Origin of the sequence: Flavobacterium sp. NG2, assembly GCF_034119845.1 — a bacterium.
Lineage (GTDB): Bacteria > Bacteroidota > Bacteroidia > Flavobacteriales > Flavobacteriaceae > Flavobacterium.
Window position 1 is genome coordinate 65135 of record NZ_CP139420.1, and the last position, 15793, is coordinate 80927.

A 15793-nucleotide genomic window follows, 5' to 3' on the forward strand; every position below is an offset into this window, starting at 1 on the left:
TTATTTTGGTTTACTAAACAACAAACTCAACCAACCAATGGTCCTTCCTACTGCTTCAGTTAACGCTTTCTTTTTATTGTGGCTTGTAAATGTATTACTAAATCGGATAACAGTCAAAAGTATTGTGATAGAATGCCATTTGAATTGGTCTCTCCATTTTGGATTAGGATTTTTGGTTCGCCAAACAAACCATCCATTACGGACCACCATTTTACCATATCGGTACTGATTAGGTCTTCCTGAATCAGCGTGATAGTGACTTAATTTAGCCTTAGTATTCAAATACAACGTTCCCATTTTGGAAACTCTCAAACTAAAATCGGCATCTTCGTATAAACCATAACCTTCAAAATAAGTTGAAAAGCGCATGTTTTCAAATATTTCTTTTCGAAAAGAGGAAACCCCTCCCATAATCATTTCAACCTCATAAATCTTCCCACTCGGAGGTAAAAAACCCACACTTCGCCCATGAGAATATAGAGAAGAATATCCTGGAGGACAATTACTATCCAATCCTAATTTCTTTCGCAACACATAACGAGAACCATCTTTACGCTTCCATCCATCAAAATAAAATTCATTTGGAGTTGCTTCATAATGATTCCCTACATAATCCCATTTTGTTTCATTATAGATATAGCCTCCCACCCCCAAAGCATCAGGATGAAGCTGATAGGTCTCCATTAATTTTTCAAAATAATCTTTTTCTAAAACCGTATCATCATCCAAAAAACAGATAATATCTATTGCTTCTGCAACTCTTTCTATTCCATAATTGCGTTGCTTGGTTAAACCGCGATTTTCATCTGAGACTTTAAAATAATGCAATTGTTCAAAACAATTTTTCTCGACTACTTTTTCAGTTTCTTGGTTGAATGAACCATCAATAATTAAAATTTCATTGGGATAAACGGTTTGCTTCTTAACCGACTCTAACAACAAGAGCAACGGTTCAGGTCTCATATAAGTACAAATCACTAATGAAAACTTCATTGCTTTTGATTTAATTGATTAGCCCAAAATACACTTTGATTCCATTGTTTCCTAAAATTCACCAAATAACGAATCGGATTTTTTATTTTTTGATGTTTAAAATATTTAAAGAACAGGGTTGTTTTATACCCCAATTGTTGTTTGCTCGTTTTATGTAAAATACAGCTCAACATAACTGTCGGCGATGGCTTAGGCTGAATATTATCCTTTTGCCATTTCAAAACAGGCTTCGTTCTGAAACCACCTATGGGTGCTTTTAAATGTAGAATATGTGGTTCTGGTAAATAAATAACATCTAATCCTAAATTTCGTAATTGCATTCCAAAATCAACATCTTCACCATATCCGAATTCTAAACTTGTATTAAAGCGTACATTGTCTAGCACGTTTTTTTTGACGAAACTATTACCCGCCCCAAAGGTTGGCCATTGTTTAATTTGTAAATGAACTTTAGTTTCATGATTTTGTATATAACTAGTTGTCGCTACAAAGATGCCATATTGCTTCATTTTATAAAGCACATCTTCTAACAAAGTAGATTCAAATCTGTTATCATCATCCGCTAGAAAAACCCAGTCACTTTCCACCGCATCTAATGCCAAATTTCTAGCATTACAAGCTCCTGCTTGATGCGTGAAAATGTGTTTTATTTGGAAAGGCCAAAAATCGGATTCTAAATAATCCAACTCAGTGCTACTCGCTACATCCGGATTTTGCTCTACAATAACCACTTTTTTAGGTAATAGAATTTGTTTCGCTAAGTCTTTTAGTACATCATATAAATATGGTTTTCTCCCAATTGTCGGAATGATAACATCAATTGTAGGCTCGTCAATTACTTCTCTAGAGGATACAACTTTAACACCTTCCAAACTAAATGATGAATTCCTTTTTCTAAAACAAAAAGAAGTTAAAAATGGCAACAATACTAATCGTTTTTCATAAATAAGTAAATTTAGAAACAACAAAAACACCCATCGCGTTCTATAGTGCTGTTTGACAAATTTGAAAAGGGTGTAATGGGAAGAGGTCAGAATGTTGTTTATTCCTGTATTCTTCAATAACTGTGGTTCCGAATAACACAATAACCCCAAAGGCATTGCCTGTTTCGCTACTGAATTTAAATAATAATCAAAATCAGTATCAAAAGGGATGCTATCACCTATGGCAATTAAAACAGAAGCATGCACCATACCAACAATACTACTCATTTGCCAACTAGGATAACTTACTTTCTTATTAACATTCACAAATAAGGAATCGTCAACATAACCTATAGCTTCATTAATAAAATTAGAATAACTTGGTCGATAAGAGAGTAATAATTTATTATGATGAAAAAGAATTGGTAAAACCTCAGTATTTAAAGATGCTTTGAAATCCAAATGACACCAAACTATAGTTTCATTAGGATAACGGTTTGCCAATTGATTCAATCCTTTCGCGATAGAAACTTTTTCGTCAAATTCAATTGCAGTTCCTTCTTGTGAATGCACTGAACTAATTTTGTTATTTATATGATAAACAAAAATCAAAATCTATTGAATTAAGGATTGATAAAAGGCCAAACTTTGTTGAGCGACTACTGCAATACTAAACTTACGCATCACTTTTGATCTAGCTGCCACACCAAATTCAGTTCTCATTTGGCTATTGGATAGCAATATATTGATTTTTGAAGCATATTCCACATGATTCTTTGGATGAACCAAAAAACCATTCACATTATCCTCAATCACATCTGCTGCCCAACCAATATTAGAAGCAACTATGGCTTTTTCCATCGCCATAGCTTCAATCCAAGACACAGGCAAAGCCTCTGCAAAAGAGGGGAACACACAAACGGTACTTTGATTGATATAGGCTTGTATGGTAGTATAGGGCACACTTCCTAAATAACGCACCTGAGTCATCGCCTGTTCAGAAAACAAAGATTTCATCATCTCCCAAGTTGACCCTGAACCTGATATAATATCAGGTACATCTTTACCTACTAAGACCAATTGAGCTGTTGGATTTTCTTTGATGACTTCATTAAATATAAACGGTAGTTCCAATAATCCCTTCTTCCTAATCAAACTACCAAAATATAAAATAGTATTTGAGGAAACTTGTATGTTTTGATCTTTTGTAAAAGCAGTTACATCAATCGAATTAGGGATAATCGTAAAGTCTTTCTTCAAACCAAAAACAGCATTTGTTGTATCCGCCGTAAACTGACTTACAGAAAGCAAGCCGTCTGCATTTTGAAGGGCACGTTTTTCGTGAAATTTGTTTTTCCATTTGACCACTCGCTCGTCTAAATGACAAAAATAAGTATCTGAACCGTTGAGTCGCATCACAACGGGACAGTCTAGAGACATAAATGAACTTATCCCTGTCCAATCCGCCACTTCAACTACATCTATTTGCTTGGAGCGGTATAAGGTATTAATTATTTGCTGAATTTTTCTTCGAGTAAAAAACCATGACAAGCCTTTTATTTTGACATTTTTAATTTGTTGAACACAAACTCCCTCATCATCAAAAACACCATCACTTTTTTGTCCATACACCAATACTCGAACCTCGCAACCTGCTGCCAAAAGTCCTTTGGCTAAGTTTTTTATACTGGTTCCAATCCCTCCAGAATTACCTGTTTGAGGATGGGGATATTCAGGTGTTAAAAACGCTATTTTCATATTCTTATTGGTCACAAATAAAGTTTAAAACTATGCACTTTAGAGCATCTCTCTTTAGCTTCGAAATAAATACACCACAAATTACACAAATTAGCACAAATTAATTTGAGGAAATTTGTGTAATTTGTGGTAAATAATAGGCTTCTTACTGAGAAGACTTTCAGTCTTCCATAAGCACTCTTTAGCCTTTAAGACCATAATTTATTTATCAAAAAAATCTTTGATTATTCTCGCTGTAAACAATCTTGCTCCAGCATCATTCATATGTCCGCAAGAAGAAAAGTATTTATCCTCAACAACTACATTCTCATAATTGTAAATTTCAGGATAAGCTTTTTTTACTTTGTCAAAGTAATGAATGCCTTTTGTGTTTTCACACATGGGAGTCATAATTGGAATGAAATTAATATTATTTTCAGTACAAATTCTTTTTATGTCTTCGTAATATTTATTTTGATTCAACGGATTTAAGTTTGTTAAATCATTTTTCATATTTCCCTTCTTATTACTCAATAAAGGATGATAACCTGAATGATCTAAATGATTGGTTCTTTTATGTATTGCGTTAAAAAACATTTCTCTAAAACCAATTTGAGTATCAAACTTAATATAACGGTAAAACGGAATATAATAGAGATAACTAAAATCATCTTCAAATGAAAAATGATTTTTTATTACAGTAGAACTATGTAAATAAGGTAAAAATCTCGAAGCTATTCCCTTAGCTTGATGCTCGTTTGATAAATTCAAATCAGCTTCTAGAATAACATTTTTAATTTTATAATTTCTCTCCAACATTAATTTCATCAACAAATCAGCCTCAAAAAGATGCCCCCCACTCATACCAAAATTAAAGGTTTTCAATCCTTTTTTCTCAAACATTTCACTTACAAAATGATTATTTGCTCTAGATGACCCTAAAATGATTACATCATATTGTTTGCCGTTAGAATTATAGACATAATCTATTTTTCCTCTATTGTTTGATTGATTATAAACTAAAGTATAGCCATAATCTAGTACCGCTGCCAATACCACTATAATGATAATTCCTTTTAAAATAAAACCTAAAAACTTTTTCATTAAAACTGAAAATAAATAAATTCCTTATAATCTGAATAGGTCCCTAAGGCTAAAATTGCGACCAAACAAAATGCCAATTTAACAGTATTATATTTCCCTGAAATAGGTTCTTCCTTAAATCGATTGTTCCATTCTACCCAAACAAAGAAAAAGAGCAACAACACTATTTCATAATTATACCTTTCATTAGATAAATACTGCGACACAAAATCCCCATTAGTTACTACCCCTTTTAAATATAGAAATGCGTCCGTAATCGATTTGGCTCTAAAAAACACCCAAGCCACACAAGACAACAGAAAAGTAAGTACGATATGAAGAACCGTATTTACAGATTCTAAATCCCAATTTAAGGGTGTTGCCTCCAAATTATTTCTATTTCTCTTCATTAACAATAGAGGTAAAAAATAGACAGCATTTAGAAACCCCCAAGCCAAATAGGTCCAATTGGCACCATGCCAGAAGCCACTGACCACAAAAATGATAAATACATTTCGGACTTGTTTGTATTTAGAACCTTTACTTCCTCCTAACGGAATGTACAGATAATCCCGAAACCAAGACGATAACGATATGTGCCAACGACGCCAAAACTCCGCTATATCTCTAGAGAAATAGGGATAATTAAAATTCCGCAGTAACTCTAAACCAAATAACTTTGACATCCCTAATGCCATATCTGAATAGCCTGAGAAATCTCCATAAATTTGAAAAGCAAAGTAAATGGCTCCCAAAATTAAGGACAACGAATTCATCGATGCATAATTATCAAAGATTGCATTGGCATAAGTGGCACAAGTATCGGCAATAACTACCTTTTTGACCAATCCCCAAATAAATTGGTACACTCCTGCCTTGGCTTGTTCATAATCAAAACTTCGTTTCTCTTTAATTTCAGGTAACAAATGGGTCGCACGCTCAATAGGCCCTGCTACCAATAAAGGGAAATAACTAACAAATAAGGAATAATCAATAAAATTGTATTCGGCTTTGATTCTTTTGAAATAAATATCAATCACATAGGACAAACCATGAAAAGTATAAAACGAAATTCCTACAGGTAGCACCACATCTAATAAAAACGGACTAGACTTAAGTCCTACACCGTTTAACATTTCAGAAAATGAACTAGCAAAAAAGTTATAGTATTTGAAAAGTCCCAAAAAACCTAAATTGACTCCAATACTCAACCAAAACCAAAATTTTCGCGATTTCTCGTTTTCACTTTTCTCAATTCGAATTCCAGTGTAATAATCTAAGAAGGTCGAAAAAACAAGTAAAAACAAAAATCTCCAATCCCAACAGGAATAAAAATAATAACTCGCTACAATCAAAATTAAATTTTGACTGCTCTTTGTTTTATTGAAAACAAACCAATACAAAATAAAAACAATCGGTAAAAAAACCGCAAAAGTTAGGGAATTGAAAAACATACTACTTTTTTAAACAATTTTCGATCGCTGTCCATATCGTTTCAGAACCTTGAGTCGGATTATTCCCTGCTACAATCTCATACCACTTTTTTCCTTCCGCTACATTAGATAACTCCCCATCTATAATTTGTTGAACTAATCTTTCTAATATTTTTTTATCGGTACAGAAAACAGCTGCTTCAGGACTTGGCATACTTCTAAAATGCACGTACTTATAATTTTGCCCAATATCACGAATCCCTTTTTTTAATTGTGGTTGTTCATAATTATAGTAAATACAAGGTTTATTATGGGCGACAAAATCAAAAACAGTCGAAGAACAAACATTGGTAACCAGCTCTGTATGTGCGCATACGTTATACAGCATTTTCAAATCGGCTTTATCAGGAAAAACTTCATTCCAATTGGTTCCAATTGGTTTCCAAATAGGGTCAATAACTTGAATAATGTCTTGATTTGAATTAATTACCGTTTCGTATCTGTTAGTGGTATCTACGGGACATTTTCTATAAATAATTCCCAATGAATACCCTTTAGAATTTAAATTACGTACTGCATGAGCCAAATCTTCTAGATAATATTGATCTAAGGGAGAAGTTGTCTCGTCATCACCTGAATAGCAGATGTATTTCTTATTTATATCTAAACCATGTTCCGTAAAGAACTCCTCTTTGGTTTGTAATAATGTTGTATCATAATGTGGCTCAAATTGCGGAGTTCCCGTAACAAAAATCTGAGATTCTTTAATAAAGGGATAATACTTTAGTACTTCTTCTTTCATTAAATCACTCCAGACACAATAATAATCGGTTTCCACCACTTGCATAGCTTTAGGTACATTATCCCAAGAATACACAAAAGCCACGGTAGGAATTCCTAAATCTTGAGCTGCCAATAAAGCACTAATTGATTGTGTTGCTCGTTGTGTGGTACAAAAAACCACATCTGGTTTGTGCTCCAACAATTGGGCCTTGCAATACTGGTACTTCGTTGTGGAACGTTCTAAAGCATTGATCCTTTTTCGAATATAAAGAATTCCTTTTTCAGAAGAGTAAATTCCTATTAGTAGTTTAATATATAAAGTCTTTAATGTGTTTTTAAGTCCATTATAATTAAACGGAAATTTATAGGTTGCATACACCTCATCCTTAAACTTTTTTTGTGAAACATTTAGTTCAATGTGTTTTCTAACTCTAGAATAAATGGACGTTAAAGGGTGTGTTTTATGATTTTCAATTTTTACCTCATCGAATCCCAACTCTTCTTTGAGTGAGAAAACGGTATTATTCCAATAAACAATTTGGTGTCCTCTTTGTTCACCGATGGCTTTGAATTGTGTAAACGCAAAATTACGCAAGCCTACACCATCAGGAAAAAAAACAAATATTTTTTTATTCTTCATTTATTAGGAAACTATGTTTTTAAAACTGAGGCAAAAATAAGGGTATTGCACTGGATATAGTAAGATTATTTTAAGAAAAAAGTATTCTTATTTGATATTAAAAAACGCTATTAGAATGTCATTCCGAGGAACGAGGGCTCGAGCGATAGCGAACAGGCAAAGCAATCACATCAGGCATATCAGGTTTATTTCTCTTTTTGTCGATGGCTTCGCTTATTCGCTATCAATCAAATCCTCCTTCGCTGGGTTGACCCCAGTAACACTCAATATTATTACCCCTTCTGATTCTTCAGCTTCTCTCTTTGCACTTGTTCAATCGGTAAAATATCTGTTGCTTTGAAAGTCAAAGCTGCATGAACAGCATTCAAATCACGTGCTAATTTTCGCAATCCCATCGGTTCTAATGAAGCAGCGTGATCGGTTCCTTTCCAGGTTCTATCTAAAGTATAATGCCTTTCGATGATGTTTGCTCCTAAAGTATAAGCTGCCATATCAACTGCAATTCCTAAGTGATGTCCTGAAAAACCAATATATTTTACTTTGGCTTCGTACTTTTGTTTTAATAGATTAATATCTAACAAACATACATCTTCAAAAGGAACTGGATAACCTGAAGTACAGTTGTAAAGTACTAAATCATTATTTCGACCTTTGGACACAAAGAAATCAACTAAATCCTCGGTTTCATTCTTGGTCGTCATTCCTGTAGAAATATGAATTTCGCCTTGATAGTTTTCACACAACCAATCCAACATTTTATAATTGTTATTACAAGCCGAAGGAATTTTAATAAACTCAGGATTCAGCGATGCAATTTCTTTGGCTGATGTTAAATCCCAAACGGAAGTTGAATAAACAACCCCAACTTCCTCACAATAGGCTTTCAATTCAGCATGCTGTTGCACATCAAACTCCAGAAACTCTCTATGTTCGCCATAGGTAGCACCATACGAATTACTCTCATTAGGGTGGGGTGCAAGGTATTGAGCCTCGGTCAATAACTCTTTATTGTTGCGTTTTTGAAATTTTACTGCATCAACATTACAAAATATTTTAGCGATTTTAATAAGCTCTTTGGCTATTTCCATATCCCCTTTGTGATTACATCCAATTTCGGCAATAACATAAGGCTTTTTATAGTGATTCATTTTTTCCTTTTCTTAAAGTAAATATTTTTTATACTCTATTATTATATTTTCAAGGGATAATTATTCTTGATTAATTCAGCTGTCAGTCTGAGCTAAGCCTGTCCTGAGTTTGTCGAAGGGTCGAAGACCATTAATATCTCCTATTATACTTCATTAAATTCAGCTGTCAGTCTGAGCTAAGCCTGTCCTGAGTTTGTCGAAGGGTCGAAGACCCATTCCTAACTTCACGTTCTATAATACTACAATTGACTTCGACAAGCTCAGTCTGACAATAGTGGAATTATATCTCTCAACTACTTCAAATATCAGAATGTGATAATCGAAAAACATAGCTCTTTCTTACCCAAAACACACTGTCAGTCTGGGCTAAGCCTGTCCTGAGTTTGTCGAAGGGTCGAAGACCATTAATACCTCCTATTATACTTCATAATGATCTCACTTACTTCCCTAATAGCACCATCAGCGGAATTGTGGGTTAGGATATAATCAGACTGCTGTTTTACCACTTCAGTTCCATTGGCAGGACAAAAAGACCAACCTACCCTACATATATTTGCCAAATCATTGACATCATCGCCCACATAGGCAACTTGATCAAAACTGGCTGTTCTATCTTTAAGAAATTGTGTCAAACGTGCATATTTATCTTTGACCCCCATGAAAACATGTTCTATTTGTAATTTTTTCATGCGTTGCTCTACCAATGCTGAGTTCTCAGAAGTCATCACTATCACTTCAACTCCGTTTTGTCTTAAAATTTCCAAGCCCATTCCATCGCGCATATCGAATTTTTTCATCAACTCGCCTTCAGCACCAAAGTAAACACAACCATCTGTAAAAACGCCATCCACATCAAGCACTAAATAGTCAATTCTGCGATGTCCTTTAGATTTTTGCAAACGATTCGCGAGTAATTTTTCAATAATTTCCCAGTCAGTAATACTGTCAATTTCTACATAACTTGCTTCATCCATTTCGACCAAGCCAATTTTACCACTAATCCTGTTATTAGAATCTAAAAAAGCAGCCTTGGTGGTCGCATATACCGCTCCATTCTCAACTAAAAGCCCTTCGAAATCTTGACGTCTTGGCCTTTGGAATACATCATAATTTTGTGCAGTCCCATCTGAATTCCAGATAAAACGATGGGTTTTCACTACTGTTAAAGCCGAATCGTAGTTTTCAATTTTATCTAATACTGAATTGATATCACTCGCTCTAGTCAATGGTGAAGTGGCTTGTAGCAAACATAAAACATCAAAGTCATAATTTATTTTAGTGGCGAACTCAATCATCACACTTTCTGTTGAAGCAGTGTCTGTAGCATTTTCATCATTACGAAGCAATCCTTTTATCCGAGGATTCCAAGCGTATTCTTTCTCTATAAAACTTAAAATCTCACAATCATCAGTAAACACATATACGGCATCCAAATTTGAAAAAACAGCTTCCGATAGTACCCACGAAAACAAAGGTCTGCCTAATAATTTCTTTTTGTTTTTTCCAGGTATCCCCTTGGAATCTTTCCGTAATGGGAGTAGTGCTATTTTTTTCATTTAATTGTTTTTAAAAATCAGATATAATTTTTTATGCTTTTTGAAAATCCCTTTTAAAAGGACAAACAGCCATCAAGTCATTCCTTAATGTTTCCACCACTTCAGGTTTGGGCAAACTAGGATAAATAGAAAACAAGTCTTCTAATTGCGAATATGAATAACAATATTCTTGAATTTTAGGACAATAAAATTCTATATCCACAGACTCCATATAATCTTTATATTTAATATCATTTCCAAAAACCTTATCTGAAAATTTTTGCCAAACTGCTGGGATTCCATAAGCATGAGCTACTATAATACCGTGTAGTGATGACGAAATTATCTTTTCACATTGCAAAAACTCAATGGTTTTACTTTCAATATCTGTAGTCATCATATCAATTACCAAAACATCTTTATTATTAACAAACCAATCTTTTACTCTTTCCCAGTCACTATAATGCGGTACAATACCGTATCGGTATTTTTTTTGAACTGTTGGATAAAAAAAGCGTGGTAGTAACAGAGCTGGATCTCCATACACTTGAGGGACTTCATACCCTAGAGCTAATAAATACTTTCGCGTTTGAGGTCCTCTTACCGCCAAAAATTTTGCTTTTTTTATAGTGTATTCTTTACTGATAATACCACTACCCCATACAATACATTTATGATCTACATGAGTCAAAATACTACCAATAGTAACATAGATAGGTTGAAAAAAATCTAATATTGACCATTTCCTAGGCCAACTAAAAACCACTAATTTTCCTGAAATTTTCTCAACGAGATATTTCCCCAATAAATCACCATAATTCTCTTTAGATTTACCTTGAATTACCTTCTCATTCCACCAGAAAAGTCGGATTGTGTTTAAAAATTTCATTGTTTAGAATGCTTTTTAATCAATTTAACAATATGTCAACTAAATCATATTTCTTCATTACAAGATCTTTTATATTTTGATATTCTAGGGTTGGTCTAATAATTTCACTATTATAAACAACTCCTTTTTCAATTATTGAAATGTCACTTATAACCTCTAAAACTAGTTGTTTTATTTCAATTATATTCTCTGCATTTTCAATCAATAATCCATTTACACCACCTATTATAATCTCAGCTGTTGCCCCTCCTGGATTTGATTGTATTGGAAAAACATCCATACATAAGGCTTCTAAAAGTGTATTAGGAATCCCATCTGAATTACTGTTTCCAATATAAATCAATGCCTGCCCCATTAATTTCAGTACCTCTTGGTACGTAATTTTCCCAATAGCTTTAAAATTACTCCAATGTATTAGTTCGGAAGAATTAATATAATCAATTGCATCCAAATCAGTTCCAAAAACGACAATATTAAAATGACTTAATCGTTCTTTCAAAGATATTATTGCTTTCAAAACGGGTATTGCTCTTCCTGAACGACCTTGAAATCCCTTTATTAATATTATTTTTCTTTGTTCAATAGGGAGTTTAAATTTTTCCATCAACTGCATATCAAATCCGCCTCCTCCTGGAAAAACGCCTAAAAATTGACCTAAAAAACCATGTTGTTTTGCTATTTCATAATCTCTTTTACAATCTGTAAATAAACAATCAACACGATTTAAAACTCTTTTAATATCATATAAATAATTCGCCTTATCTTGAAAATAAAACAAATCGCTACCCCAAGATGAATAAATCCATTTTATGTTTTTATGTCTTTGCATAACTTCAACAATAGGAGTACAAGAAACATACAAAGCAAAACTATGCACTGCATCAGGCCGAACTTCTTGAAGGTATTTTTCAAAAGCCAAAGCTGTATCTTTTTCATTATACTGTTGCAACCATCGATACAATTTTGAGAACTTCATCTTGAATAAATAACGTCCAGGATAATCATATTTCAATTTCCAATCTACATTTTGGTGCACCCAATGAATGGAAGATGCCATTTCGCCAGCTCCTTTGATATCAAACCAAAACACTTCATGTCCAGAATCTTTCAATTGATCTGTCCAACGAAAAAAATGCAACGATGGCATTGACACCATAAGTATTCTCATCTTACAAAGCTATTTTTAAAACAATACAATTCTTTTGTTTATCCCATTCATAAGAATAAAACTTATCTCTAAAACGTGAAATTATTTGAACTAATAATAAATCATTTATTGTTTGAAAATTATAAAAATTCCTGCTTTTTTTTCCAATAACTTTTTTGAGAGCATTTTTAAAACTGTTATACTCTTGATGGGGTTCTATTTCAATAGATATACATTGCCCCTTATAATGTTCTAATGAACCGTATAATAAAGCATCCACTTCAAACAATTGATTAGTAAGCGAAATCCTTACCGGTTTACTAATATTAAAATCAACAATTTCAGGAACCATCCCCCAACCAAAAACTGTATTGGCTACATAGTCTTTTCTTATTGCTATTTTCTGAAGATATTGATGGTTAATTTGTTCCAAATTAGAATGAAAAGGTTCTTTGCTATTTTTAGATCTATATTTTTTAGGATGCCATTGATGCAACATCAATATTGATTCATCAAAAAAGTTAATCTTATACCCTGCTAATCGCAACCTAATGTGAACATCGGTGTCTTCTGCACCCCAACCGTGATAAAACTCATCATACCCCTGAATACTTTTTAAAACAGCAGTAGGATACAATGTCATACCTGTAGCTTCTTCATTAGTTTTATGTTTAATTAGGTATTCTTGAAAAGCTTTATCTACCTTGGATTCTGTTTGGCTCAGTACTCCAACTTGAAAATAAACTACAGTTTGGTCGCTTTTAAGTGCATAGAGTTTTTCTACAAAATCGTCCCGAAATAACATATCAATATCCCCAACAAAAAAGTAAGGAGTAGTTGCTTGTTGCAATGCCATATTAATTGCTCTTGATTTATTCCAAAGCTGTCCTTGTACTGGAAAACTAATCAATTCAACAAAATCATATAACTCAATTAATTGTTTTAAATCAGTAGCAAATTTAATTTCACTGCCATAATCGACTACTACAACTTTAAAATCAACAACTGTTTGTTTAGCCAAAGAATTCAAGCATTTTTCAACAGTTAAAATCTGTCGATTTCGATATGTAAATACTATAGTAATCATTCTTTATTCTTTAAATTATCAATAGTTTTTTTTAGATAATCTGAAGATAGGTAATACAATAAATCATCCCTACGCATTATAATTTGTTTGTTATTCTTCAACCAAAGTTGATATAAATCGGTAATATGCTTTTGGATAAGTTTTGTATCATTTATTGGACTCCAATATTTATAATCTTCCCCAAGCAATCGTTTAGATTCACTATAAAAAGGACCTAATAATAATATTGAGTTTTGAGTTTGAATACAATGAGCGAATTTACCTGGTAAAAAAGGACTAATTGGCCCTAATGCCTCTAAAATAACATTAACAGAGGCCTGTTCCTGCATAGCCAAAACTTCTTTAAAAGGAATATAACCATCACTTAAAAAAAGTTGAGGCATAATTTTTTGTTTTTCTTTTATAGGTAAATCATAGCAAGATGGAGCCCCAATAAAATATAATTTAGCATGGCTTTTAGCTTCTGGAAATTGATCTAAAAACTGTTCAAAAGCTTGAATCAGGGCCAACGGATTTCTGGCACTCATCATATTACCAGCATGTAAAATAATAAAATCACTTGGAGACAAAACAGTTTGCACCTCCACTTTATTAATTGCCTGCTCAGAAATTTGATGAGGAACAACAATCCCTTCATTCTTTTGACCAGGGTAATAACTTTGCATCCATTCAGACAACAGCTGACTCGGATACAACAGGTATTGTGAACTCCTAACAATTTTCAAGAAAAAATTTCTTTTAAACTGATGTCCCGGTTCTACCCAATCATAAGGTCTGGGATAACTGTGCATAGGATAAGGATCATGAACATACGCCAACCATTTGCTATGCCATTTTGGCAAATCTAATAAAGCTTTATGAGAGCGAAAACTTGATGCATAACTCAATGTAAGCACCCAATCTGGCTCAAATGACACCTCCTTTTCTAATGCCTTTTTTATACTTTTACAATCATTAAAAAAGGTTAACGAAAACCCAAAAAACTTTTCAATAGTTGCATTAATATTTATTCCTGTCAACATCCTAAAGCGCACTTGAAACTTGCTAAGCAAATACACTAGATTCCATTTTTGTTCTTGTATTAGAACACATGAAATCCCTTCTAAACTTATTGTCTTTCGACTATAATGATACACTTTTAAGTCATATCCTGCTTTATGCAAGTTTTGAATAAGAGCAACTCTACCTTTAGAGGCACTATTTGCATTAATATCTATAGACTCAACAACAACAAGTATTTTAGTTTTTCCCAAATTCAATATTCAATTTATACCTATTTTCAATTAAAAAATAGTTTAGTTCAAATCATCACGTAAATTCCATAAAATCTCAACGATACGCTCCGCTGTTTTTCCATCCCATTTTTCAGGAATTTTTCCTTTTTTCCACTGATTCTCAAACAATTTTTTTAGTATTGGTGGAATAGCTTGGGGATTAGAACCTATCAATTCATTCGTACCTATTGTTATAGTTTCTGGTCGTTCAGTTGAGTTTCTTAAGGTTATACAAGGAACTCCCATTACTGTTGTTTCCTCAGTAATCCCCCCCGAATCAGTAATAACAGCTTTGGCATTTTCGGCAAGATAATTAAATTCCAAATAACTTAATGGTTCAATTAAATGTAAACTATCACTCTCAAAGCACATCTCTTGCAGTATTTTACTCGTTCTTGGGTGTACTGGAAAAACAACTGGAACTTTGGAATTATTGATTATCTGAGTCAAAAAGGCGATTAATTTCTCTTTATCATCAACATTACTAGGACGATGCATAGTTAACAAAAGATAATCTTCTTTTTTCAGTTGTAGTTGATTCCAGATAAGAGGAGGTTTAAAATGATTTCGGTTTTTGAAAAAAGTATCAATCATAATATTTCCAACAAAAAATATATGAGACTCATCTACTCCTTGTTTTATTAAATTCTCAACTGCTGTAACAGTAGTTGTAAAAAAATAATTAGTTATACTATCCGTAACTACTCTATTTATTTCTTCAGGCATAGTCCAATCTCCTGAACGAATTCCCGCTTCAATATGAGCAACTGGAATAGTTAGTTTTCGCGCAACAATTGTGCAAGCCATCGTTGAAGTAACATCTCCTACTACAACACATAAATCGACAGGTTCAAGCAATAATAATTTTTCATAGCCCATCATTATAGCTGCAGTTTGTTCCGCTTGTGTACCACCTCCAGCTCCTAGATTAACATCTGGATCAGGAATCCCCAGTTGTTCAAAAAAACTGCCACTCATATTTTTATCATAATGTTGCCCCGTATGAACCAACCTATAATTAATATCTTTTCCGTTTTTTTTAAATTTATTAATAGTTTCTATTAAAGGTGCTATTTTGATAAAATTTGGTCTTGCGCCTGCAATTATATCGATTTTCATAT

Annotated in this window: 13 protein-coding genes; all 13 read right to left on the reverse strand. The window is 33.2% G+C overall.

All coding sequences use genetic code 11. The annotated features are described in order from the left end of the window. The 13 genes from SLW70_RS00280 to wecB all read right to left on the reverse strand — a co-directional run bounded on the left by SLW70_RS00280 (position 1) and on the right by wecB (position 15791). On the reverse strand, positions 1 to 993 hold the full coding sequence (locus SLW70_RS00280) for a glycosyltransferase family A protein (RefSeq protein WP_320889863.1): 993 nt from the start codon (positions 991 to 993) through the stop codon (positions 1 to 3). Continuing rightward, the gene (locus SLW70_RS00285) at positions 990 to 2489 is read right to left on the reverse strand and encodes a glycosyltransferase family A protein (protein WP_320889864.1); all 1500 of its coding nucleotides are present in this window, start codon (positions 2487 to 2489) and stop codon (positions 990 to 992) included. The genes SLW70_RS00280 and SLW70_RS00285 overlap by 4 nt, the downstream gene beginning before the upstream one ends. Positions 2490 to 2531: 42 nt before the next feature. Further along, positions 2532 to 3674 (reverse strand): glycosyltransferase family 4 protein, encoded by a 1143-nt coding sequence (locus SLW70_RS00290; RefSeq protein ID WP_320889865.1) that lies wholly within the window; start codon positions 3672 to 3674, stop codon positions 2532 to 2534. 201 nt (positions 3675 to 3875) lie between these two features. Further along, complete coding sequence (locus SLW70_RS00295; RefSeq protein ID WP_320889866.1) at positions 3876 to 4757, reverse strand: hypothetical protein; 882 nt, start codon at positions 4755 to 4757, stop codon at positions 3876 to 3878. Beyond that, entirely contained in the window at positions 4757 to 6190 is a 1434-nt protein-coding gene (locus tag SLW70_RS00300; protein WP_320889867.1) for an MBOAT family O-acyltransferase, read from the reverse strand. The genes SLW70_RS00295 and SLW70_RS00300 overlap by 1 nt, the downstream gene beginning before the upstream one ends. A gap of 1 nt (position 6191) precedes the next feature. Then, positions 6192 to 7592: a CDP-glycerol glycerophosphotransferase family protein gene (locus SLW70_RS00305; protein WP_320889868.1), complete on the reverse strand. Its 1401-nt coding sequence runs from the start codon at positions 7590 to 7592 to the stop codon at positions 6192 to 6194. 272 nt (positions 7593 to 7864) lie between these two features. Beyond that, entirely contained in the window at positions 7865 to 8740 is an 876-nt protein-coding gene (locus SLW70_RS00310) for an N-acetylneuraminate synthase family protein (RefSeq protein ID WP_320889869.1), read from the reverse strand. Between the two features lie 404 nt (positions 8741 to 9144). Further along, positions 9145 to 10296 (reverse strand): acylneuraminate cytidylyltransferase, encoded by a 1152-nt coding sequence (locus SLW70_RS00315; protein ID WP_320889870.1) that lies wholly within the window; start codon positions 10294 to 10296, stop codon positions 9145 to 9147. Between the two features lie 31 nt (positions 10297 to 10327). Then, positions 10328 to 11164 (reverse strand): polysaccharide pyruvyl transferase family protein, encoded by an 837-nt coding sequence (locus SLW70_RS00320; RefSeq protein ID WP_320889871.1) that lies wholly within the window; start codon positions 11162 to 11164, stop codon positions 10328 to 10330. A gap of 19 nt (positions 11165 to 11183) precedes the next feature. Continuing rightward, a complete protein-coding gene (locus tag SLW70_RS00325) occupies positions 11184 to 12332 on the reverse strand; it encodes a glycosyltransferase (RefSeq protein WP_320889873.1) in 1149 nt (382 codons plus the stop codon). Between the two features lies 1 nt (position 12333). Next, complete coding sequence (locus SLW70_RS00330) at positions 12334 to 13398, reverse strand: glycosyltransferase family 2 protein (RefSeq protein ID WP_320889875.1); 1065 nt, start codon at positions 13396 to 13398, stop codon at positions 12334 to 12336. Next, the gene (locus tag SLW70_RS00335; RefSeq protein WP_320889876.1) at positions 13395 to 14657 is read right to left on the reverse strand and encodes a glycosyltransferase; all 1263 of its coding nucleotides are present in this window, start codon (positions 14655 to 14657) and stop codon (positions 13395 to 13397) included. The genes SLW70_RS00330 and SLW70_RS00335 overlap by 4 nt, the downstream gene beginning before the upstream one ends. A 36-nt stretch (positions 14658 to 14693) precedes the next feature. Further along, positions 14694 to 15791, reverse strand: a complete 1098-nt coding sequence (gene wecB / locus SLW70_RS00340; protein WP_320889877.1) for a non-hydrolyzing UDP-N-acetylglucosamine 2-epimerase — start codon at positions 15789 to 15791, stop codon at positions 14694 to 14696. Positions 15792 to 15793 lie beyond the last annotated feature (2 nt).